Below are 22291 nucleotides of genomic sequence, written 5' to 3'. Positions count from 1 at the left end.
GTCGACGGACGCCGCTGGTGGACCTGCCCGCCTGAGCCAGGGGTCAGCGCGGCGCGATCATGGCGGCGTAGTCGGCGACGGTGAGCGGCCCGGTGGACAGCGACCCGTCCGCCCGGGGCACGCCGAGCCGCTCGCCCTTCTGCCGGAAGGTCACCCGGTCCACGTCCGGCCGGCTGGTCAGGGTGCAGACGATCTGCCCGAAGGCGAGCACCTCGTCGTTGCGGCCGGTGCCGGCCAGCCGCTCACCCACGTCGACGGTCGCCTCACCCCGGGTCACCCGGACGTTGGTGACCACGTTCACCCCGGTCAGGGTGCTGGTCAGGCCGGCGTCCCGCTCGGGCCCGACCGGCCCGTCGAGGAGCAACCCGATCTGTTCGCGAGGCGTCTGCGGCGTACGGACCCGGCGGTCGACCAGCACCAGCCTGTCGTCGCGTACGTAGCAGAGCCGTTCGGTCCGGGCGCCGGCCTCGGTCACCGCCGGCCCGGGGGAGCTCAACCCGGGGAACGGTCCCAACGGCGGGGTCACCTCCCGGGGCTCCGGTTCCCCGGAGACCCCGCACCCGGTCAGGGTCAGCAGCGCGGCCAGCCCGACCAGCGTCACCCGCCGCCGGACCGGGCCCGGCCGACCGGTCAACACCGGGGCCCCCGCAGCTCGACCCGGAACCGGGCGCCGCCGCCGGGCCGGTCGTCGACGACGACCCGTCCGCCGTGCGCGGCGGCGTGCTGCGCCACCAGCGCCAGGCCCAGACCGGTGCCGTCGCTGCCGCCCCGGGCGTTGGCCCCACGCCCCCGGACGAACCGGTCGAAGATCACTTCCCGGTCCTGCGGGTCGATGCCCGGCCCCTCGTCGTCGACCTCCACCCGGTAGCCGTCGTCGCCGGCGGCCAGCCGGACGGCGCACGGGCCGCCGCCGTGCCGGACGGCGTTGTCCAACAGGTTGCCCAGGAGCTGCTCGACCCGTCGCCGGTCGACCAGCCAGGTGCCCGGGCCGGTGGCCTGGACCAGTTCCTCCGGCAGCCCGCGTCCCCGGCACACCTGTCGGGCCAGCTCGGCGACGGCCACCGGCGCCCGGTCGGCCGGCTGGTCGCTGCGGGCCAGCTCCAGCAGGTCGTTGACGAGGGCCTGGAACCGGGCGATCTCGTCGGTGATCAACGTCGTCGCGGTACGGGTGCGGTCGTCGAGGTGCTCGCGTCGCCGGTCCAACACGCTCGCCGCCGCGGCCAGGGTCTGCAACGGGGACCGCAGCTCGTGGCTGACGTCGGCGGCGAACCGCCGATCCCGTTCCAGCCGGCGGGACAACTGGTCCACCATGTGGTTGAACGAGGTGGTGAGCCGGGCCAGGTCCGGCTCGGTCGCCGGGTCCAGCCGGGCGGTCAGGTCCCCGGCGGTGATCTCCTCCGCGGCGTCGCTGACCGACCGTAGCGGCCGCAGCACGTACCGGGTGACGTGCCAGCCGATCACCGCGCCGCCGGCGGCGGTGATGACCGCGACGGCGGTGAGCACCAGGGCCACCGTGCCCAGCGTCTCCTCCAGCTCCTGGAGCGAGTCGACCTCGTAGAACGCGGTGGTGGGGGACAGCGGCACCCCGACCGCCACCGCCGGTTGCCCGTCGACCCGGATCCGCTGCACCGCCGGAGTGCCGGCGGCCACCAGCTCCTGCATCGACGCCGGGATCCCGGTGGTCACCCCGGCGTCGATGTTGCGGGCGTACCAGACCCCGTCGCGGCGCAGCACCGCCCGGCGGTTGCCCCCGGTGTCCAGGGACCGCAGCACCTCGATGATGTCCGGACGCTCCCCGGCCAGCCCGGACTGCACGATGACGGCGTCGAAGTACGCCGCCCGCACCGCCGTACGCTCCCGCTCGGCCAGCAGGGAGCTGCGGGTCAACTGGTACGAGGCGAGCGCGATCGAGGTGGACAGCGCCAACGCGCCGGCGGCGAAGCCGGCGCTGACCCGGGTACGCAGACCAGCCCGTCTCATCGTTGCAGCTTGTAGCCGAGCCCGCGGACCGTGACCAGGTGCCGGGGGGCCGTGGTGTCCCGTTCGATCTTCTGCCGCAACCGGCCCACGTGCACGTCGACCAGCCGCTCGTCACCGACGGTGTAACCCCAGACCCGTTCCAGCAACTGCTGGCGGGACAACACCCGCCCCGGATGCTGCCCCAGCTCGCACAGCAACCGGAACTCGGTCCGGGTGACCGCGATCGGCGCGCCACCGAGGCGGACCTCCCCGCCGTCGGGCAGGATCTCCAACTCCCCGAAGGTCAGCGTCGGCACCTCCGGCACGTCCGCGACCGGCGTCCGGGCCCGGCGCTTCAGCGCCCGCAGCCGCGCCGTGAGCTCCTTGATCGCCACCGGTTTGACCAGGTAGTCGTCCGCGCCGGCCTCCAACGCGGCGACGATGTCGTGAGTGTCGTCCCGGGCGCTGACCACGACGATCGGGACGTCGTCGAAGCGTCTGATCTCCCGGATGCACTCGAACCCGTCCACCCCGGGCAGCATCAGGTCCACCAGGACGGTGTCGGCCGGCGTGCCACGCTGCATCCGCAGCCCCTCCTCGGCCGTGGCCGCGCCCCGGGCCGGGTATCCCTCGTCCTCCAGCGCGAGCACCAGGGACAGCCGGATCCGGTCGTCGTCCTCGATCACCAGCACTCCCGTCATGCCGCAATCATTGCGCGACCACCCTGACCGGTGACAACCGCCCGGTAGTCGCCCGGGCGACGAAGACGCCGGGCTGGACGCGCCCGGGGACGAACGTGGTCCGCGCGTGGCCTGCGCACCCTTACCGTGAGTCATGGCGTGCCCGGTCGTCGACACCCCGCCGCAGGCTTTGCTCTGCACCCAGGTATGCGCCAGTCACCGTCAGTGGTTGGTGGATGTCCGGAGTCGGCGCTTACCCACGGACATCACCCCTGCTCGGGTCTGGTGTCGCGGATATGGGTGCAGAGCAAAGCGTCGGGAAGGCTCGACCTTTGCCGGGCCCATGGTCACCGAGCGTGGCAACTGGTGGCGCAGTGTGGGTGGGCTACCGGGCGTGACCGTTATCCTCGGCTGCCGGCTGTCTCCCGTCGGCAGGACCAGTCGTTCGTCCCGGTCGACCATGCCGGCGACGTGCCGGTTCAGCCGCCGCGGGTGGTCGGTGCGGGCCGCGACACTGCCGACGTAGCGTCGCCCGGCCGGGTCGAGCACCCGGGACGGCCCCTTTGTCACCGATCCGTCACATGTTCGGGGGAGTACCGCCAAACCCACGCGGGAGGCTGGACGTCCGCGACCACGACGACGGACGGGAGCGACCGTGAGCGGAACCGGACAGGGCGACGCCCCGCACGGCGCCCACGGCACGGAGCTGGCCGAGATCGTCGTCACCGAGCCACTCGACCTGGCCGGTGTGCGTGAGTTGGGCGTGGTCATCGACGCCGTGCTCAAGCTGGAGCCGCCCAGCCTGGTGATCGACCTGTCGGGGTGCCCACACGTGGACGCCGCCGGTATCGGCTTGCTGCTGGACACCCACCGACGGATGTGGCGGCTCGGCGGCCGGCTCACCCTGAGGTCCCCCTCCCCGCGGATCTGGCGGCTGCTCCAGGTCGCCCGGGTCGACCAGGTCTTCCAGATCGTCGAGGAGCCGTCGTCCTCGCACCTGCCCCGGAGTTCCGCCCCGGCCCGGCCGGTTGGCTCCGTCCAGCCTCCTACCGGCCGGCAGCCCGGTGCCGTCCCACCGGCCGGCTCCGCCGGGGCGAACGGATCCGGCGCTGTCGGCGTGGTGCCCGCCGACGACGCCGGCGCCTCGGACGACCAGCGGCGATCCCGGCCGGCGGCCCCGGTGGCGCGCGGTCGGGCCCAGGTCGGCGTCCCCGCCGTCCCGCGATGAGGACGCCCACGTCGTCGGGCCGCCGGCACCGCGGCCCGACCCCCCACTTCCACCCGCCCCGCCGCGCCGACCGACCCCGCCGGGTCGCCTCCGCCCGCCCTGTCGACCGGCCCCGCCGGGCCACCCTGACGCACCGGAAAGGTACGGCATGACGGTCGTTCCCGGGCTGCGCGCCGACACGGTCAACCTGATCTGCGACCACTGCGGGACGACCGACGAGGCGGTTCCCGCAGTGCTGCCCGAGCCCGAGGTGGTCTGGACGGTGCTCGGTGAACACGGCTGGGACGGCTCGCCGTTCGCGGTCGGGCCACACCGCTGTCCCGGCTGCACCGCCGCGGCCCTGGCGACGCCACCGGTTCCGCCGGCCGACGCCGTGCCGGCGCCGGAAAGGGACCGCGGGGCCTGGCGGGTGGACGTCGAGGAGGTGGCGGGGGTCCGGGTGCTCACCCCCAGCGGGGACATCGACGTGCTGGTCGCCGACGTCCTGCGGGAGGCGCTGGCCACGGCTCTGGCCGAGGACCGTGACGTGGTGGCCGACCTGTCCCGGGTGGGGATGATCGACTCCACCGGTCTGGGGCTGCTGGTCCGGGCCCATCGGGACGCACGTCAGCGCGGTCGGTCGTTCTGTCTGGTGGCGCCCTCGCGGTTCGTGCTGACCGTGCTGCACACGATGCGGCTGGACGCGGTGTTCCTCGTCTTCGACCACCGCTCCCAGGCCCTCACCTGCCTCACCCCCCAGGTCTGAGGCCACCGCGCCGCCAGCACCGGGGCCGCGCCGGACCGTCCGGGTTTGGGCCCCGGTGAACCCGTGCTCCCGCGGGCGGCGTCGCCGGCCGGACGGACATCCGGGCATAACCGTGGTGAAGTGGCAGAAGGCCGAAAATGGAGCCAACTTTGCCATCTGTCAATCTTCTGATGGATGGGAGGCGGATCTGGCGTCCAAAACTCCTGGCAGAAGCGGAATTGGTGACGCTCCGGCGGAACTTCACGGGTTTCCTACGTCGAGCTATTCCCATCGACGGATGGTTCGATGTACGGTCGTTGCGTGTCCGCAACCACATTTACGTACGGTGATTCCCCTCTCCTTGGTGCGCCTGCGTTCCACGTTCCGTTCGTCGCCGGTTCCGGCGGTGCCGAGGGGTAGCGCGACAGGTCGTCGAGCCGGCCCACCGGTGGCCCGGGGCGCCCGGCCGGCGTTCGCCTGCCGGCCGCCGCTTCCGGCCGCCACATACCGTCGCCAGGCTGACGGGCGCGTGCTGCCGTCAGGCTGATGTGCCGCGCTGCCACGTGGCAGACGTGCCGTCGGCGTGAGCCGTCGACGATGCCGTCGGCTGCGATTTCCCACTGACCCGAGTTTCCGGCGCATTTCCCGCAGATGAGCGGAATGATTCGGCAGGCTGCTCAAGGGCGGTCTCCGGTGCAATTATGCGAATACCCCGAGCTTTATGGACAGGCATTCCATGACGCGTACCCTGTTGCTGTTCGACGGGCTCGGTGGGCGGGTCGACACCCTGCTGCCCATGCTCGGCGAACTTTATCGACGGCCGGACAACCAGCTCTACTTCCACCAGGTCTTCACCGTGCTGGACGACGTGGTGGCCCACGTCGGCGAGGAGGTCCGGGCCGCCCTGCTGCCCGCCGGGCTGCCCCTGCGGCGGTGGCTGGAGAACCCCGGCGCCGTAGCCCCGGAGACCCTGGCGAACTCCATCGTCGCCGGGGTGTGCGTACACGTGCTCCAGGTCTGCCACCTCCAGCCCACGCTGGAGGTCGTCGGCGACCAGGTGGTGGCGGCCCTGGGCCACAGCATCGGCCTCCAGGCGGCCCTCGTCGCGGGCCTCCGTCCGCGCCGGATGGACCAGTTCCTCGACCTGGCGGCGACCTCCCTGCGGCTGGTCGCCCTCAGCCTCGTCCGGGGCCACCAGCGGGCCGCCGACCGGCCGGTCGAGTCGGCGCAGCTCGACCGCTACCGGGCGGGGCAGGCCCGGGCGGCGCCACCCGGGCCGATGGCCATGGTCACCGGCCTCGCCCGGGACGACCTGACCGCGCTGCTGCGTCGCCACCAGCGGGCCGACGGCCCGTCGCTGTCGCTGTCGCTGGTCAACTCACCCACCGCCCAGGTGCTCAGCGGCAGCCCCGCCGAGCTGCTCGACTTCTACTTCACGCACGAGGGTGAGCTCACCCGACCCGGGGTGGGGTGGGCGTTCCTGCCCAACACGATCCCCTTCCACAGCGTCCACCTGCTGCCGGCCGTCCGGCAGGTACGGCAGGACCTCGGGTTCGTCGGCCCGATGCCCGGACCGGACCAGCTCGCCCTGCCGGTGTACGCCACCGACGCGCCCCGCAACCTGCAACACGCCACCGACCTGGCCGACGAGTTCCTGCACCAGGTCCTGGTCCGCCCGGTCGAGTGGGAGCTGGCCACCGGTCACGCGATCCGGGACGCCCGGGTCCAGCGGGTCGTGGACTGCGGTCCGGGGCCGGGCGCCCGCCGGTACGTCCGCGAGTGCCTGACGACGGGCGCACGCGACCTGCGCTTCGAACCGATCCAGCGGTCGGCGCGACGTTGAGAGGAGACCCCTGATGCACTGCCTACTCTTCCCCGGTCAGGGGGTGCAGCGGCGCGGCATGGGCGCCGACCTGTTCGCCCGGTTCCCGGAGCAGACCGCCCTCGCCGACGAGATCCTCGGCTACCCGATCGAGGAGCTGTGCGTCCGCGACCCGCAACGCCGCCTCCGGGACACCCGGTACGCCCAACCGGCGGTGTTCTTCGTCAACGCGCTGCTCGGGGCGACCCGGCTGGCGGAGGACCCGACGCGCCACCGGTACCTGGCCGGACATAGTCTGGGCGAGTACAACGCCCTGCACGCCGCCGGCGTGCTGGACCTGGCCACCGCGCTGCGGCTGGTCGCCCGCCGGGCGGAGCTGATGGCCGAGGTCACCGGCGGCGGCATGTCCGCCGTGCAGGGCGTGCCCGAGGCGTTCGTCCGGCGGGCGCTCACCGAGACCGGCCTGGGCCGGGTGTACGTCGCGAACCTCAACGCCGACACCCAGACCACCATCGCCGGGGACCGGACCGAGGTCGCCGTGGCCGGCAAGGCCATCGCGGCCCTGCCCGGGGCCCGGGTGGTGCCGATCAACGTGAGCGGCCCCTTCCACACGCCCCTGATGGCCCCCGCCGAGGAGGCGTTCCGCGCCGTGCTCGCGGAGCAGACGTTCGCCCCGGCCCGGACGCCGGTGGTGTCCAGCGTCACCGGTGACGTGTTCGACGTCGGTCGGGCGGCGGACCTGCTGGCCCGACAACTGTCCACGCCTGTCGAGTGGGTGCGCGCGGTGAACACCCTCCGGGCCGCCGGAGTGACGGATTTCGACGAGGTCAACGGTCAGACCCTGAGCTCACTCGTGAGCCGGATCGCACAGAGGTGAGGAACCCATGAACACGGACATCGCCGTCGTCGGGCTCTCGGTGGAGGTGCCCGGCGTCCGGGACCTGGACGCCTTCTGGCAGGTCGTCGCGTCGGGGACCAGCCTCACCCGGCCGTTCCCCGAGGACCGCCGGCAGAAGCTCGCCGAGTACATCCGGTACCTGCGCGCGGTCAGCGTCGACCCGGTGGAGGACACCGACCTGGAGTACCACAACGGGTCCTTCCTGGACACCGTGGACACCTTCGACTACGCCGCGTTCGGCATGAACCCGCGTCAGGCGACGCTCACCGACCCGCACCACCGGATGGTGCTGCGGGCCATGTTCCTGGCCTTCGAGGACGCCGGGTACTCCCGGGACCGGCTGCGCGGCAGCCGTACCGGCGTGTTCGTGGGGTTCGCGGTCAACCCCGGCTCCACCTATCTCGACTACATCTCCCGGATCGACCCGAGCGTCGGCCAGCAGGCGCTGACCGGCAACATCCCGGCCATGCTGGCGAACCGGCTCTCCCACTTCCTGGACCTGCGGGGCCCCAGCCTGGTCGTCGACACCGCCTGCTCGGCGACCCTGGTCGCGGTGCACCAGGCGAAGAACGCGCTGCTGGCCGGGGACTGCGACATGGCGGTGGTGGGCGGCGCCCGGATCGTCTTCGCGCCGGTGAAACACCCGCACAGCAACATCGGCATCGAGTCCTCCGACGGGGTCACCCGCACCTTCGACGAGGCCGCCGACGGCACCGGGTTCGGCGAGGGCTCCGGGGCGGTCGTGTTGAAACGGCTGAGCCGGGCGCAGGCCGACGGCGACCAGATCTACGCCGTCATCAAGGGCAGCGCGGTCAACCACGACGGCAACACCGAGGGCATCACCAACCCGGACTCCGACTCGCAGGCCGAGCTGCTGCGGACCGCGTGGCGCAACGCGGGGGTGGACGCCCGCAGCATCGGCTACCTGGAGGCGCACGGCACCGCGACCCGGGTGGGTGACCCGATCGAGCACGAGGGCATGAGACGCGCCTTCGCCACGTACACCGCCGACCGAGGGTTCTGCGCGGTCGGCACGGTCAAGGCGAACGTCGGCCACCTCTTCGAAGGCTCCGGCGTGCTCGGGCTGATCAAGGCGATCGCCGTGCTCCGGCACCGGATGATCCCGCCGCAGGCGAACTTCCACACCCCCAATCCCAGTCTCGACTTCGCCGCCGGCCCGCTGTACGTCTCGACCGGCCTGCGGCCCTGGGAGTCGCCGGACGGCCACCCGCGCCGGGCCGGGGTGAGCGCCTTCGGGCTGGGCGGCACGAACGCCCACGTGGTCGTGGAGGAGTACGTCGAGCCGCCGTTGGACCGGCCCGCCGGACCCGTCGCCGGGGACCTGTTCACGTTGAGCGCCGCCACGATCCGGTCGCTGACCGCGCTGGCCGAACGGTACGTCCGGTTCCTCGACGAGCCCGCCGGCCGGGAGTTGCCCATCGCCGACATCTGCCACACCAGCCGGATCTCCCGCAGCGCCCACCGGCACCGCCTCGCGCTGGTCGTCACCGACCGGGACGACCTGCGTCGCCAACTCGTCGACGCGCTGGCCGACCGGTTGCCGGCGCTGCCGGACACCCCGCTGGCCGCCGCCGCCCGGGAGTACCTGCGGGGCGCCCCGGTCGACTGGCGCAGCCTGGCCGGACCGGTCCCGCCCCGGGTGGTCCGCCTGCCCGGCTACCTGTTCGACGAGTCCCTGGCCTGGGTGGAGTTCCCGGACACCTGGCGGGACCAGCTTTCGCTCGGCGCCGCCGAGGACCGCCACCCGGTGACCCACGACGTGGAGTTCCGCCCCGCCCCGGCGCCCGCCGCCGAGGTGACCGCCGGCGCGACGGTGCTGGCCCTGGTGGACCCGGACACCGACGCGGAGGCGCTGCTGACCGCCGCCGGACCGGGGGAGCTGCGGGTGCTGCGGCTCGGCGCGCCGATCGGGCCGGACGGCCCGGTGTTCACCGCCGCCGACCCGACCGGATACGAACGGATCGCCCGGCTGGTCGCTGACGGCCCGGTCACCCACCTGGTGTACGCGCTGGCCTTCGAGGCGGAGCCGGCCACCGACATCGTCGAGGTCGAGCGCCGGACCGGCAAGAACCTCAACGGTCTGTTCCTGCTCTCCCAGGCGTTGATGGCCGCCGGCGTCAAGGTCGACCTGACGGTGTTGACCCGCGCCGCGGTGCCCGCCGCCGAGGGCGACCACACGGCGGTGACCGAGAACGCCGCCCTGGTCGGCTTCGGCAAGGTGATCGGCCGCGAGTACCCGTACATCCGGGTCCGGCACCTGGACGTGGACGCGGCGGCGCCTCCGGCGGCGGTGCGCGCCGAGATCCTCTCCGCCGAGCACGGCCTGTTCCTGCTCCGGGGCGACCAGCGGCTGCGTGAGGTCTTCGTGGAGGTCCCGGAAATCGCCGCCGACGGACCGCAGACCTACCTGAAGCCGGGCGGCACGTACCTGGTCACCGGCGGCACCGGCGCGCTCGGCCTGGCCGTGGCCCGGTTCTTCGCCGAGCGGGAACCGAAGATCAACCTGGTGCTGCTCAGCCGGTCCGGCCTGCCGTCCCGGGACCGGTGGGACGACCTGCTGGCGACCGGGGCCGGGTCGGCCGTCGCCGGCCGGATCCGGGCCGTCCGCCAGATCGAGGAACTGGGCGCGACCGTGCAGGTCACCCCGGCCGACGCCGGCGACCCGGCGGCGCTGACCGCCGCGGTCACCGGCATTCAGCGCGAGTACGGGCGCGTCGACGGGATCGTGCACGCCGCCGGGCTGCCCGGTGGCAGCACCCTGATGTTCCGTCAGCTCGCCGACTTCGAGGCGGTGGTCCGGGCGAAGCTGCACGCGGCGTTCCTGCTGGACCAGCTCACCCGGGCGGACCGCCCCGACTTCGTCGTGCACTTCTCCTCGGTGGCCTCGGTCTTCCCCGCCCCGGGCCAGGCCGACTACGCGGCCGGCAACTACTACCTGGACGCCGTCGCCCGGGCCCAGGCCGGCGGCGGAGGCCACGTGGTCGCCCTGGACTGGGTCGCCTGGAAGGAGATCGGCATGGCCGTCGACCACGGCACCAACGGCGACACCATGTTCAAGGCCCTGCCGACCCGGACCGGCCTGGAGGTGATGGACGCGGCGCTGCGGTCCCGGCGGTCCCGGCTGTTCGGCGGTGAGCTGCACTACCGGGGCGAGCTGATCCACCTGCTGCGCTCGTACGACGTGCCGCTGTCGGCCGAGATCGAGGCCAAGGTGGAGCAGGAGATGCGGGCGCTGGACGAGCGGCTGCGGCGGGCCTCGGACCGGATCCGGGCCAACGTGGCCGCGGTGGAGGTCACGCTGGTGGGCCGCGCGGACGGCGGTTACACCGAGGTCGAGCAGTCGGTGGGACGCTGCCTGGCCCTCGCCTTCGGCTTTCCCGAGCTGGACGTCGAGGCGGACTTCTTCGACCTCGGCGGAGACTCGATCATGGCGACGTCGGTGGCGAGCAGTATCGCCGTCTGCCACGACGTGCAGTACGACGTCGCGGACCTGCTCGCCGACCGGACGATCGCCGAGATCGCGTACCACATCGAGGATCTCGTCGAGTTCGCCGACCGCGAGTCGTGAGCCCCGCATGACGGACATGACCACCGGGCCGGCGCTGCGACGGATCGTCGGCTTCGCCCTGCCGCTCACCGCGGCCAACCTGCTCCAGCAGGGCTACCTGCTGGTCGACAGCATCATCGTCGGACGGTACGTCGGGGTGACCGGGCTGGCCGTGGTGGGGGCGACGGGTCCGCTGTTCTACCTGCTGAACGCCATGTTCATCGGGCTGGGCACCGCATTCACCATCCGGCTGGCGCACCTGCGCGGCGCCGGTCAGCACGAGGACCGGCGGGCCGTCGTGCGGGCCCTGACGCTCACCACCGTCGCCTGGTCGGTCGGCTGTGTCGCCCTGGCGACCGTGCTGGCCGGCCCGGCGCTGGCGCTGATGGGCATCGACGGCACGCTCGCCGCCGACGCGCAGGGGTTCTTCCGGATGCTCTCCCTCGGCTTCCCGGGCATCTTCGGCACCGCCGCGGTCAGCGCCTACTTCCGGGGGCTGGGCGACTCCCGGGCCGCCATGTGGGTGCAGGGCTTCGGCAGCGTGGTGAACGTCGTCCTGGTCTGGTTCCTGGTGGCGGTGCTCGACGCCGGGGTGTCCGGGGCCGCTCTGGCCACGGCGGCGGCGAGCACCCTCGCGCTGGTCGTCGGGCTCGCCCACGCGGCCCGCGCCCACCCGGTCACCGGCGGCCGGTCCACCCCGGCGGTACGAAGTGAGCTGCGTGACGCCGTACGGCTCGGACTGCCGCTGGCCAGTCAGCACGTCATCCTCGCGGTGGGCATCATGGTGCTGGTCTGGGTCATCCAGCGGTACGGCGACACGGTGCTGGCCGCGTTCACCGTGGTGTCCCGGGTCGAGCTGTTCACCGGCATGCTCTTCCTGGACCTCTCCGGCGCGACGACCGCTTTCGTGGCGCAGAACCTCGGGCTCGGCGACCGGCTCCGGGCCCGGCACGGCCTGGTCCGCACGATCGGGCTGACCGTGGGCCTGTCCGTCCTGGTCGCGGCGGTGGTGATCCTGGCCCGGTCACCGATCGCCGGGCTGTTCACCGACGACCCGGCCGCCCGGACGCTGACCGAGCGGTACATCACGATCATCTACCCGTTCCTGCCGCTGTACACGGTGATGGTGGTGGCGCACGGGTACCTGAACGGGGCCCGCCGCACCACCGCCCCGCTGATCTGCACGGTCATCGCCTTCGTGCTCGTGCAGATCCCGGTCGCGTACCTGCTCAACGGCCCGTTCGGCATCGACGCCGTGATGTGGGCCCAGGTGGCGGGCTGGTCGGCCGGCCTGACGTACACCCTGTTCTGCCTGCGGGAGGTGCTGTTCGCCCGTCCGGCGGCGGCCCTGACCCCGGCGGAGACGACCGTGATCCGGAGAGGCGACCGCGCATGATCACCGAGAGTAGCGTCGAGTGCGAGTTCCACGGCGGACGGGCCCGCCGGGCCCCGTTGTCCTGGGGGCAGCAGGGCACCTGGGACGTCATCCGGCACTGGTACCCGCAGACCAAGCCGTTCTTCGTGCTCACCCGGTGGGTGCCCGTCCCGCTGCTGCTCAGCCCCGGTGACGTGGTGGAGCAGCTTGCCGAGCTGATGCGGCGGCACGAGTCGCTGCGCACCCTCTACCACGCCAGCGAACGCGGCGAGGTCGTCCAGGAGGTGCTGCCCCGGGGCGTGGTCACCGTGGAGCTGCACGACCGCCCGGCCGACGACCCGGTGAGCTTCGCCGACATCGTCACCGGGTACCTCCAACGGGCCACCGGCGGCTTCGACCACGAGCGTGAGGTGCCGATCCGGTTCGCCGTCGCCCTGCACGAGGGCATCCCGGTGCTCGTCGCCTTCGCCGTGTCGCACCTGTCGGCGGACTACCTCAGCGCCGATCTGCTCGCGGCGGAGCTCACCGCCCTGTTGCAGGCCCGGGTGGACGGGACGCCCGCCCCGCCGGCCCGTCCGGCCTGGCAGCCGGTGGACCTGGCCACCTTCGAACGGTCCCCGCAGGGGCAACTGCTCAACGTCGAGGCCGTCCGCCACCTACGGCAGCAGGTGCAACGGCTCACTCCCGGCCTGCTGCCCGCCCGGGCCGCCCCGGCGACGCCCCGGTTCTTCCGCGGTGAGCTGGAGTCCGACGCCATGCCGGTGGCCCTGCGGGCGGCGGCCCGCCGGCACCGGACCACCACGTCGGTGCTGCTGCTGTCGGTCGGCCTGGGGTTGCTGCGGCGGTTCTGCCCCGGGCCGGTGCTGCCGCTGGACATCATGCAGAGCAACCGGTTCGCCCCGGAGCTGTTCCACACCGTGTCGAGTCTGAACCAGGCCGTCCGGACGGCGGTGGAGCTGTCCGCCGGGTCCGTCGCCGACCTGGTCGACCGCGCGACCCGGGTGATGGCGCAGGCCCGGGCCCACGCCCGCTACGACGGCCGTGCCGCCGGGCAGGTGGTCACGGCGGTGGCCCGGACCCGGGGTACGGACTTCGAGTCGGGCTGCCAGTTCAACGACATGTGGTCCACGCTGCCCCGGCCGGCGGGCCGACCGGTCACCGATGCGGCGCAGCTCGACCGGCTCGCCGCGGCGACCACCTTCGACTGGCCGCAGAAGGCCGACGCCGAGGGGATGGCGGTCTTCCTGGACACCCGGGGCACCCCGCAGCGGCTCCAGTTGTCGCTGATGGCCGACACCGCGCTGCTGCCGCCCGACGACATCCGGGCGTTCCTGTTCGCCTTCGAGCGGGTCACCATGGCGTTGGCTGTCGGAGAGGTCACGCTCGCCGACTTCCAGGCCGTCTTCGACGGGTGTCGGGCGGACGCCGGCCCGGTGAACAAGCTCACAAAAAGTGGGCAATTGTCGTGATCCGCCCCTAACGTCCGGGTTGGTCGACTGGGCCGCCGCCGACCTGCTCCGCACCACCCTCGCCGTCGGGCGGTACGAGGACCGGATCCTCGTGGTGACCCACGGCCAGCCCGACGTGGGACCTGCCTGGATGGCGTACGAGATCGTCGATGCTCTGCTGCCGCCGGGCCTGGCCGTGTCGGCGGTGGCCGACCGGGTGTGGCTGCTCGCGGCCCTCGTCGCGGCGACCGCCCTCGTCGGTTGGTCCCACCAGGGCCGGCAGGGCGGCCGGGTCGCCCCGGTCGCCCCGGTCGGCGACGATCGCCTTCGGGGGCAGCCTGCTCGTCGCGGTCGCGCCGCACCTGGTCGCCCGACTGCATGGCCTGAGCATCGCGCCGGGCGACTCGTTCGCCGGCACGGCGCTGGACACCCGGCCGGTGGCCTGTCCGTTCTGGACGGTGGGCACGGCGGCCGTCGTGGTGGCGGCGTCCCTCGGCGTACGGGCGATCCTCCGCAGCGCCGAGGGACGGCCGGTCAGGAGCAGGTGAACGGGAAGGAGGCGCTGGCGGTCTCCGTGCCGCTGGTGACCGTCACCACCGCGCGGGTGTCGGCGTACGCGGAGCAGTACCCGTTGACCGACGGGCCCTCGTCGACCTCAAGGATCGTGAACGGCGCCGCCCACCAGGCGTAGTGGTAGTCGCCGGTGCCGCCGGAGGCGGACGCGGCGCAGTAGAAGTCCCGCCACTGGCCGACGCCGAACCAGGCGTCGCACGAGCCGTCGACGGTCAGGGTGGCGGCGGTCGCCGGGGAGGCGATCATCGTGCTGCCGAGCACGGCGGCGGCCACGCCGACGGCGACTTTCACGAGCGGATTCACTCCGGTCTCCATTCGATCAGGGGTGGGTGCGGGTCAGTCGTGCCGGAGCTCCCCGATGACCTGTTTGATCAGGTCGACCGAGTCGCCCTCGTCGAGCGCCAGCCGGTCCAGGCCGCGCCAGGCGTCCTCGTAGGCCGTCACCTCCTCGGGTTTGTCGAGGTAGAGCGCCCCGGTGAGGCACTCGCGGTAGACCATCGACGGCTCCGGCGCGGCGCGTCCGTCCCGTCCGCCGGGAAAGTCGAGGATCACGAAGGAGCCGGCCGCCGCGCCCGGGGGCGGGCCGGCGGCCAGCGGGATCACCCGCACCGAGACGTTCGGCAGGTCGTCGGTGTCGGTGAGCCGCTGCAACTGCGCGATCATCAGGGACGGCCCGCCGACCGTCCGACGTAGCGCCGCCTCGGAGACGATCTGCCGCACCCGGGGCGCGGCCGGCGTACGGCGGGTCAGCACCGCCTGCCGACGCAGCCGGAACGCGACCGCCCGGTCCCGGTCCGGCTCGCCGGCCCGGGGCTGGTCCAGCCGGATCAGCCACTGCGCGTACTCGCGGGTCTGGAACAGGTCGGGAATCACGGACTCGTCGTGCCGGCGCAGGTCGGCGGCGGCGGACTCCAGCCCCACGTACAGCTCGAACCAGGCCGGCAGCACGTCGCCGTACCCGTGCCACCAGCCCTTGGCCCGGGTCTGGAGGGCCAGCGCGCGCATCGAGTCGGTCGTCTCCGCCGCCACCCCGTACAGTTCGCACATCGCCTTGACGTCGAGCACCCGGACGGCGCCCGTGCCGGACTCGATCCGCCAGATCTTCTGCCGGCTGTACTCCAGCGCCTCGGCGGCGGCGTCCAGGGTGACGCCCGCCTCGGTGCGGAACTGCCGCAGCAGTCGACCGAGTTGGCGACGTGGCACCGTCGAGCCGATGTCTTCCGGCATCCGGGCACTCCTTGATGTCGAGTGGCAACGCTGAGTGATGTGCCCTGCAACGTGTATAGGTTCCGGAAAAGGAAGTCAAGACGCGTGGCCGTCTCATGCGACGGAGTGTCGTCCTGATGCGACCATGGGTCACCGTGCGCGCGTCACCACCTCCTCCGGGGAGAGCGGCGTGGGCGGATGGTGACTGAGACACATCGGCGTGCGGATCCTGACCAGTGGACCGCCCTCGCCGGCCGCGTAGAACTCCCCGCTGGCGAGCAGGCCGATGTCCGCCAGCCGGCCGCCCTTGGCCTGCGCCAGACCCCGGGCCGCCTCGATCTGCGCCGGCGCGTTCAACAACCCGAAGAACTGGGTGGTGGCGTTGCCGGCGATCTGGTTGTGCAGCCCCTTCGGCGCCTGGGTGGCGAAGACCAGCCCGAGCCCGTACTTGCGGGCCTGCGCGGCGAGCGCGATCGAGCTGGCCGTGCACGGCGTGTGCCCGGTCGACGGGGCCAGCGTCTGCGCCTCGTCCATCACGAACAGCCCGCCCAGCGGCCGGTCGCCGGCCGGGTGCCGCCGGATCCAGGCGAACAGCGCCATCTGGAGCTGGTTGACGAAGCTCTGTCGCTGCTGGTCGGAGGTCAACCCCACGAAACTCACCACCGACACCCGGGCCCGTCGGCCCGGCGTCGGGGTGAGCAGCGTGCCCGGGTCGGCGGGCGTGCCGACGCCGCCGAAGAGCGGATCGGTGACCATCGCCGCCTTCAGGGTCTCGGCCGCCTCGTGGGCCAGCTTGTCGGCGCGTGCCATCCGGCTCACCCCGTCGGGCAGCTCGGCGAGGAAGTCGGTGAACCCGGGCAGGCCGAGCATGTCGCTGCGCGCGTACGCCTGCAACGCCTCGGTGAGCACCGCCTTGCCCTGCTGGGCCAGCCTGGTCGTCCCGGCGACCCCGGCCCGGGGCGCGAGGGCCTCGACCGCCGAGCGGATCGCCTGGTCGAACTCGTCGGGCGAGTCCCGCACCGGCGTGAAGTCGGGCAGCGGTTGGAAGCTCACCGGCCGCCCCGCCGTCACCCGGGGCGTCCAGACCACCACCTCGGTGTGGGCGAGGTAGTCGCGGGCGCGGTCCTCGTCGCCGGGCAGCCAGCCGGCCGGCGGACGCGGCCACGGATCGCCGAGCCGGGCCAGGTCGTTGTTCGGGTCCAGCACGATCGACGAGACGCCCTGCCGGGCGCACTCCTCCACCAGCCGCCGGATCAGCACCGTCTTGCCGGAGCCGGAACCGGCGAAGACGACGCTGTGCCGGCGCAGCGAGGCGAGGGCCACCTCGAAGGGCCGACCGTCGGCGACGGCGTGCCCGAGCCGTACCACCGGCGTGGCGACGTCGTGGACGTCCGCCGCCGCGCCCCATCCGCCCGGCCCGTCGCCGGCCCCCGGACCGCCCGACCCTGCGCCGGCCAGCGCCGCGCCACCGTCGCGGCCGGTCAGGTCGCCGCCGGCCCGGTCGATCGTCCCGCCGGTCGGGCCGCCCCCGGCCTGGCCGGTCGGTCCGCCGTCGGGGTGGGTCGGCGTGCCGGCGTCGGCCGCCGGGTCGTCGGTGGTGTCGCCCGGGCCGCCGAGCGCCATCCGGAACAGCGCGGCGCGACTGGCCGGCCGTCGGCTGACCAACCAGTCCGGGTACGCCGGGTCCGCCTCGGCGGCCATCGTCGCGAGCGCGGCGAACGCCCGCAGGTCGGCGTCGGAGACGACGTGTGTCGTCCCGCCGGCCGCGTGGAACGCCGCCAGCACCTCGGCGGTACGCCGGCCGCTCGGCCACGGCGTGTTACGGAGCAGCGCCAGCCGCCGCTGCGGGATCTCCCGGTCCAGTCCGGCCATGGTGCAGGCGGCCCGGATCCGGCTCAGCACGGCGATCGCGTTACCGCTGGCGATCGCCCGGAAACACCAGTGGGCCTCGTTCTCGGTGCCCTCGTCGAGCACCTCGACCAGCCGCCCGTGCAGGGCCGGCCGGCGTCCCGGCGGCGGGTCGTGCCGGTACGTCGCCCCGGTCGACGACCGTTCGCCGATCCAGGCGGCCAGTCCCGCCCCGAGCAGCTCCGGCATCCGGGTGTCCTCGGTGGCCGGATCCAACGCGTCGGCGACCCGGGCCGCCGCGACCAACTCGTCGTAGCGGGCGTCGAGCCGGGCCAGCGCGTCCGCCGGGGTCCTCGGGCGTACCGGCGTCGGGGCGGTCGGGTCGACGTCGAGCAGCCGGGTCAGCTCGACGATCTCGTCGCGCTCCCGGCAGGCGGTGACGTGCCGGTCGACCCGGCGCAGCAGGGCGCGCGGGGTGAGGTTCGGGGCGTCGGCGAACGCCTCGGGCGCGACCGGCCAGGTCGGGTACGGCGGGGTGAACCCCACCTCCTGGTACGCCTGGGTGAACCGCTTCTCGATGATCGCCCGCCCGATCTCCGGGCGGGGGATCCGGTCCGGCAGGACGGCGGTGCGGAACCGGTCGGCGACCGGGGTGGGCGCGCTACGGGTGAGCAGCACCCAGGTGTCGGGCAGGCAGGACACCACGGTCAGGGCGCGTCGGGTGATGTCACGCAGGGCGAGCAGCCCGTCCGCGACCGGCGCGACCGTCCGGGCCGCCGCCTCCTCCAGGTCGTCGTGCCGGTCGAACATCGCCGTGCTGGTCTGCGCGAAGAGCGTGTCGAGCTGGTCCACCGCGATGATGGTCGGCTCCAGGGTCAGCGCGACGAGCCGGGAGACGTCCTGCACGATCTGCTGCGCGGAGCGGACCGGGCCGTTCAGGCCCCAGAAGGCGCGGGCCGCCGGGTCGCCCGGCTCCGAGATCAGGTGGGCGTACCCGACGTCCTGCGCCTCGTACTCCCGGGAGCCGTGCAGCACCAGCGCCCGCGCGGTGTCCTGCGCGTCCCGGCCGACCTCCCGGTCGTAGTCGCGCAGGGCCCGGACGAAGACGTCCAGGTCGGCGCGGGTGACCGTGGTACGGCCGGCGACCGCGTCGCGCACCTGCGCCGGGACGCCGAGCTGCGCGCCGAGCCGACGCAGCAGCGTGGTGAGCTGGCTGCCCCACCCGATCGCGTCCCGGCCCATCCCCTCGACCAGGGCCAACGCGACGCTCTCCCAGAACGTCCTGCCGTTGATCAGGTTGACCAGGAAGAAGTAGCCGCCCCTGCGCTGGATCTGGTCGCGTACCGCGCCGAGCAGGTGGGTCTTGCCCGCTCCGGCCCGCCCCTGCACGGCCACCCCGAGGGGTTGACCGGCGTCGGCCCGGCGGGCCCGGCCGACCCCACGCAGGATCTCCCCGACCACCTGCTCGTGCAGCTCCGGCACGTCGTACGGGGACGGCCGCCAGACGTCGTCGGGGGTGGCCGCCGGGTTGAAGGTGAGCGCCTCCAGGGCGTCCCGTTCCGCCGGGCCGATCATGCCGGCCCGATCGACAGCGCGTGGTTCTCCTCGTCTCCGATCCGTACCGCCGCGGCCCGGTCCCGGGTGCTCAACGCCTTGCTGTTGGCGACCGGGATGATCCGTACGTCGGGCTGCCGGACCAGGGCACGCAGCGCGCCGTCCACCGCGTCCCGGTCGAGATCGTCGAGGAGTTCCCGCAGGTCGGCCAGGCCGACCCAGGCGCCGGGAGTGACCGCCAGCTCCCGGTACGCGGCCCGGACCAACGCCTCCGGGGCGACGGTTTCCGGGGCCGGGGCCGGGGCCGGGGCCGGGGCCTGCGGCGCGTCGACCGTGGCCGGGGCCGGCTCCTGGCGGAAGAAGTCGGCCTGGCTGATCCGCAGTCGGGCCAACGCCCGGTCCATGTTGCGCAACGCGGTCAGCAGCGACCGGGTCGCCGAGCCGGCCTGCTGCGGCGGCCGGACGGTGTGCAGTCGTCGCGCGACGTGCCAGCCGTGGTCGGTCAGCTCGTGCGAGAAGGGCCGGTGTGACCGGTCGGTGACGACCAGCCCGAGCTTCACCAGCTTGGCGTTGTCCGCTCCGGTGAGCGTGAAACCGGCCAGCTCCCGCAGCTCGGTGTTGGTCAGCTTGCGCGCCTCGACCATCAGCACGACCAGCGCGTTGATCTGGTTGGGCGTCAGGTTCGGCAGAGCCTCAACGGTCGACATGGTGCCTCGTCCCCTCGTCTCGCACGCCGGCCGCGCGTCGTCCGGCCAGCAGGTCCCGGATGATGCCCAGCACCGCGTCCACGTCGCTGAGCACCTGGTCGTTGGTGAACCGGAGCACGTCGTGCCCGAGCAGTTGAAGCTGGGCGTCGCGGCGCCGGTCGTCGGCGTACCGCAGCCGTTCCCGGTGCTCCGGACCGTCCACCTCCACCACCAGGCCCTCGGCGGGCCAGAACAGGTCGAGCCGGTACGGCCGGGCCAGGGTGTGCCGGGTCAGGGTGTGGTTCCACCGGCGGCCGGTGGCCCAGTCGTGCCGGGCGAGCGCCCGTTCCAACGCCTGTTCGGCGGCGCTGTCGGCGCGCGGCAGCCCGGCCCGGGGCGGCACCCGCAGCACGGGACCGCCCGGACCGTCCCCCGGGCCCGCCGGCCGACGCTCCTGGGCCGCCGGCTGATGCTCCGGGCCTGCCGGTCGACGGGTCCGGCCCGGCGGCCGGTGGTCCGGGTCCGCCGGGCTCCGCCGCGGGCCGACCGGCGGGGGCGCGGCAGGCGCGGCGGGTCGGGTAGCCCGGTCCTGTGCGGTGCGGTGGGAGGCCGCCTGTCCGGGGGCGGCGAGGCGGGTGACCGCGTCGGGCAGCGTGATCCGCACGCTGCGGATCCGGTCCACGGCGCGAAGCTCCGGGCCGGCCAGCCAGACCGCGCAGCTTCCATGTTGGGCGAACCACTCGACGGCGGCGGCGAGCGCCTGCTCGTCGGCCGGGGCGAGACCGTCGGGCACCTCGACCACCAGGGCGACCGACGGGCGGTCACAGGCGTCGGCGAGGACCCGGACCAGCCCGGCGGCGCGCACCTCCGCCGGGAAGCGCGCCTGCGCCGGGCGACGACCACGGTCCGGTCCTGCCGCGGCCCGGCAGGCCCGCTCGGCCAGCTCGACCAGGAACGGCCCGAACCGGGCCGACCGGCTGGCGGCCCGGGCGGCCAGCACGCGGGCCGCCTCGACGCTGAGCACGCCCGGACCGTCGAGCCGGTCCGCCCCGGGCAGCCAGCGGGGGAAGAGCGTGACGGCGGCCCGGTCCGCCGCCTCGATCAGCCGGCTCACCTGGCCGGCCGCGTCGAGGCCGACGGCCGGTTCGTACCACAGCACCGCGGGCGCGTCGGCGGGCAGCGGATCCAGGGCGAGATCGAGCAGCTCCCGGCCGGCCCCGGCCAGGTGACAGACCCGGTACGCGGCCAGCGCCGTCCACCATGGACCGCCGACCCCGTACGTCATGCGGTGACGATACGTCCACACCCGACCGCGCCCCGTACCACCCCACCCACCCGTTCCCGCCCTCCGCCTGGTTCACCAAGACGTTCTGGTAGGGGGATCCGGTCCGCGGGCGCGAAAACCTCTTGATCAGCCGGGTGGAGAGCGGGCGCGGCGGGAGTGGGTGGGGGGTCAGCGTCGGCGGAGGGACTGGCGGACCGTGCCGCCGACGACGGCGCACCAGGTGGTGGTGTCGACCTTGCCGTGTGGGGGGAGGTGGTGCAGGCGCTGGAGGTCCCGCACCGCCCGGCGGGTGGCCTCGTCGAACTCGCCGGTCGCGGTGACCTCGGCGTACCCCTTGGTGTTCAGGATCTCCTGCACCGCGCTGACCGGCGGGCCGGCGGCGTGCCGGTCCAGCTCCGGCGCGAGGGTCTCCCAGGTGGGGCCGGTCAGGGTGGCGTCGACGTCGACCGGGATGCCGTTGCGGGCCTGCCAGTCCTGGACGGCGGCCACGGTCGCGGTGTCGAAGGTGCCGCTGACGACGACCGGGTAGCCCCGGTGCACGAGCAGGTGCTGGGCGACCCGGACCACCGGACCGCCGACGAAGCGCCAGATGTCCGGCCAGCGCCGGGCCGGCACGTCGGCCAGGTCGGTGCCGAGGGCCCGGAAGACCCGGTGGCGCAGGGTGGGGAACTCCCGGTAGAACAGCGCGCCGGGGCACTGGGTGGCCCGGAAGTCCCAGTGTCCGAAGATGTCGTGGGCGTACAGGCCGTACTGGCGGCAGATCGTCACGCAGAGCTTGACGAGGGAGTCCAGCAGCGCCTGCGGCGGCAGCTCGGTGACGTAGGTGCCCTCGTTCTCGATGCCGATGGCCCGGCCGTTCTCGCCGGGGCAGTGCGCGGAGACCATCTGCCGCTCGCCCGCCCGGAGGGTGTCCAGGCTGCCGGTCCGTCCCTCCAGGACGTACCCGCCGCGGCTGATGGTGAAGTGCTGCCCGGTGTCGGACCAGCCGTTGCCGTCCATGTGCAGGTCCTGACAGCTTTTCGCGAGCCGGACCGCCTGCTCCCGGGAGAGGTCGGGGGTGTTGGGGAAGGCCATGTGGTGGACGATGATCTTGTTGGTCGGGATGGTGCTGACCGCCAGCGGGTCCTTCGGTGGGCGGGCGCCCCAGTCGGCGCAGCTCAGGATCCAGTCCAGGTCGTCACCGGTGGCCGCCTGCGCGGCCGTCGGCCGGGCCAGTTCGCTGCCGACCACCGCGACCGCCGCCGCGCCGAGGCCGGCGCGTAGCAGGGTCCGACGGTCCAGCTCCGGATTGTCGAAGATCATGAGCGTCTCCCTAGGCCAGCCGACGACGGCGCGGGGCATGTAAAGGAACTCCAGATGCCGCGCACGAAATGGAGAATATTGCCGGCTGGACGGCAGCGCTAGGGGGAGACGGGGACGAGAATCGATCGAAGCGGA

17 protein-coding genes are annotated in these 22291 nt (G+C 73.5%); 7 read left to right on the top strand and 10 right to left on the bottom strand.

Going from position 1 to position 22291, the window contains the following annotated elements; translation table 11 throughout:
* Positions 1–43 precede the first annotated feature (43 nt).
* Genes O7606_RS06800 through O7606_RS06790 form a run of 3 tightly spaced genes read right to left on the bottom strand, consistent with a single transcriptional unit; the run spans position 44 to position 2660 of the window.
* Positions 44–637, bottom strand: coding sequence for a GerMN domain-containing protein (locus tag O7606_RS06800; protein WP_281598215.1), 594 nt, complete (start codon positions 635–637; stop codon positions 44–46).
* Positions 631–1980, bottom strand: coding sequence for a HAMP domain-containing sensor histidine kinase (locus O7606_RS06795; RefSeq protein ID WP_281598214.1), 1350 nt, complete (start codon positions 1978–1980; stop codon positions 631–633). The genes O7606_RS06800 and O7606_RS06795 overlap by 7 nt, the downstream gene beginning before the upstream one ends.
* Positions 1977–2660, bottom strand: coding sequence for a response regulator transcription factor (locus tag O7606_RS06790; protein WP_281598213.1), 684 nt, complete (start codon positions 2658–2660; stop codon positions 1977–1979). Before O7606_RS06790 ends, O7606_RS06795 begins: the two co-directional genes overlap by 4 nt.
* Positions 2661–3294: 634 nt before the next feature.
* Between O7606_RS06790 and O7606_RS06785 the strand changes: the two genes are divergently transcribed.
* The 7 genes from O7606_RS06785 (at position 3295) to O7606_RS06755 (ending at position 13723) form a co-directional block, all read left to right on the top strand.
* Positions 3295–3867, top strand: a complete 573-nt coding sequence (locus O7606_RS06785; RefSeq protein ID WP_281598212.1) for an STAS domain-containing protein — start codon at positions 3295–3297, stop codon at positions 3865–3867.
* A 148-nt stretch (positions 3868–4015) separates the two neighbouring features.
* Positions 4016–4612, top strand: a complete 597-nt coding sequence (locus O7606_RS06780; RefSeq protein WP_281598211.1) for an STAS domain-containing protein — start codon at positions 4016–4018, stop codon at positions 4610–4612.
* Between the two features lie 715 nt (positions 4613–5327).
* On the top strand, positions 5328–6434 hold the full coding sequence (locus O7606_RS06775; RefSeq protein ID WP_281598210.1) for a hypothetical protein: 1107 nt from the start codon (positions 5328–5330) through the stop codon (positions 6432–6434).
* A 13-nt stretch (positions 6435–6447) separates the two neighbouring features.
* Positions 6448–7290 (top strand): acyltransferase domain-containing protein, encoded by an 843-nt coding sequence (locus O7606_RS06770; protein WP_281598209.1) that lies wholly within the window; start codon positions 6448–6450, stop codon positions 7288–7290.
* A 7-nt stretch (positions 7291–7297) separates the two neighbouring features.
* A complete protein-coding gene (locus O7606_RS06765; protein WP_281598208.1) occupies positions 7298–10900 on the top strand; it encodes a type I polyketide synthase in 3603 nt (1200 codons plus the stop codon).
* A 7-nt stretch (positions 10901–10907) separates the two neighbouring features.
* A complete protein-coding gene (locus O7606_RS06760; RefSeq protein ID WP_281598207.1) occupies positions 10908–12275 on the top strand; it encodes an MATE family efflux transporter in 1368 nt (455 codons plus the stop codon).
* Positions 12272–13723: a condensation domain-containing protein gene (locus O7606_RS06755; RefSeq protein ID WP_281598206.1), complete on the top strand. Its 1452-nt coding sequence runs from the start codon at positions 12272–12274 to the stop codon at positions 13721–13723. The genes O7606_RS06760 and O7606_RS06755 overlap by 4 nt, the downstream gene beginning before the upstream one ends.
* Before the next feature lie 7 nt (positions 13724–13730).
* Here the strand turns inward: O7606_RS06755 and O7606_RS06750 are convergent, their stop codons facing one another.
* From O7606_RS06750 to O7606_RS06720, 7 genes are all read right to left on the bottom strand, one after another.
* Positions 13731–14168 carry a hypothetical protein gene (locus tag O7606_RS06750; protein WP_281598205.1) on the bottom strand — a complete coding sequence of 146 codons (438 nt, stop codon included), beginning with the start codon at positions 14166–14168 and terminating at the stop codon, positions 13731–13733.
* 68 nt (positions 14169–14236) lie between these two features.
* Positions 14237–14578, bottom strand: a complete 342-nt coding sequence (locus O7606_RS06745) for a hypothetical protein (protein ID WP_281598204.1) — start codon at positions 14576–14578, stop codon at positions 14237–14239.
* 33 nt (positions 14579–14611) lie between these two features.
* Positions 14612–15502, bottom strand: a complete 891-nt coding sequence (locus tag O7606_RS06740; RefSeq protein WP_281598203.1) for a helix-turn-helix transcriptional regulator — start codon at positions 15500–15502, stop codon at positions 14612–14614.
* A 129-nt stretch (positions 15503–15631) separates the two neighbouring features.
* The gene (locus O7606_RS06735; protein ID WP_281598202.1) at positions 15632–18904 is read right to left on the bottom strand and encodes a DUF87 domain-containing protein; all 3273 of its coding nucleotides are present in this window, start codon (positions 18902–18904) and stop codon (positions 15632–15634) included.
* Positions 18901–19590, bottom strand: coding sequence for a hypothetical protein (locus O7606_RS06730; protein ID WP_281598201.1), 690 nt, complete (start codon positions 19588–19590; stop codon positions 18901–18903). Before O7606_RS06730 ends, O7606_RS06735 begins: the two co-directional genes overlap by 4 nt.
* A complete protein-coding gene (locus O7606_RS06725) occupies positions 19577–20854 on the bottom strand; it encodes a DUF559 domain-containing protein (RefSeq protein WP_281598200.1) in 1278 nt (425 codons plus the stop codon). The genes O7606_RS06730 and O7606_RS06725 overlap by 14 nt, the downstream gene beginning before the upstream one ends.
* A 168-nt stretch (positions 20855–21022) precedes the next feature.
* Positions 21023–22156 (bottom strand): N-acetylmuramoyl-L-alanine amidase, encoded by a 1134-nt coding sequence (locus O7606_RS06720; RefSeq protein ID WP_281598199.1) that lies wholly within the window; start codon positions 22154–22156, stop codon positions 21023–21025.
* Between the last annotated feature and the right edge of the window lie 135 nt (positions 22157–22291).

The sequence above is a fragment of the Micromonospora sp. WMMD882 genome (genome assembly GCF_027497255.1).
Lineage (GTDB): Bacteria > Actinomycetota > Actinomycetes > Mycobacteriales > Micromonosporaceae > Micromonospora.
The sequence above is the reverse complement of the archived record's forward strand: the minus strand, read 5'-3'. Positions and strand labels throughout refer to the sequence as shown.

What these genes read in the sequence shown, in the direction of transcription:
- O7606_RS06795 (WP_281598214.1), bottom strand. Translation starts at nt 1,980, where the DNA reads ATGAGACGGGCTGGTCTGCGTACCCGGGTCAGCGCCGGCTTCGCCGCC.
- O7606_RS06790 (WP_281598213.1), bottom strand. Translation starts at nt 2,660, where the DNA reads ATGACGGGAGTGCTGGTGATCGAGGACGACGACCGGATCCGGCTGTCC.
- O7606_RS06780 (WP_281598211.1), top strand. Translation starts at nt 4,016, where the DNA reads ATGACGGTCGTTCCCGGGCTGCGCGCCGACACGGTCAACCTGATCTGC.
- O7606_RS06775 (WP_281598210.1), top strand. Translation starts at nt 5,328, where the DNA reads ATGACGCGTACCCTGTTGCTGTTCGACGGGCTCGGTGGGCGGGTCGAC.
- O7606_RS06770 (WP_281598209.1), top strand. Translation starts at nt 6,448, where the DNA reads ATGCACTGCCTACTCTTCCCCGGTCAGGGGGTGCAGCGGCGCGGCATG.
- O7606_RS06765 (WP_281598208.1), top strand. Translation starts at nt 7,298, where the DNA reads ATGAACACGGACATCGCCGTCGTCGGGCTCTCGGTGGAGGTGCCCGGC.
- O7606_RS06760 (WP_281598207.1), top strand. Translation starts at nt 10,908, where the DNA reads ATGACGGACATGACCACCGGGCCGGCGCTGCGACGGATCGTCGGCTTC.
- O7606_RS06755 (WP_281598206.1), top strand. Translation starts at nt 12,272, where the DNA reads ATGATCACCGAGAGTAGCGTCGAGTGCGAGTTCCACGGCGGACGGGCC.
- O7606_RS06740 (WP_281598203.1), bottom strand. Translation starts at nt 15,502, where the DNA reads ATGCCGGAAGACATCGGCTCGACGGTGCCACGTCGCCAACTCGGTCGA.
- O7606_RS06735 (WP_281598202.1), bottom strand. Translation starts at nt 18,904, where the DNA reads ATGATCGGCCCGGCGGAACGGGACGCCCTGGAGGCGCTCACCTTCAAC.
- O7606_RS06730 (WP_281598201.1), bottom strand. Translation starts at nt 19,590, where the DNA reads ATGTCGACCGTTGAGGCTCTGCCGAACCTGACGCCCAACCAGATCAAC.
- O7606_RS06725 (WP_281598200.1), bottom strand. Translation starts at nt 20,854, where the DNA reads ATGACGTACGGGGTCGGCGGTCCATGGTGGACGGCGCTGGCCGCGTAC.
- O7606_RS06720 (WP_281598199.1), bottom strand. Translation starts at nt 22,156, where the DNA reads ATGATCTTCGACAATCCGGAGCTGGACCGTCGGACCCTGCTACGCGCC.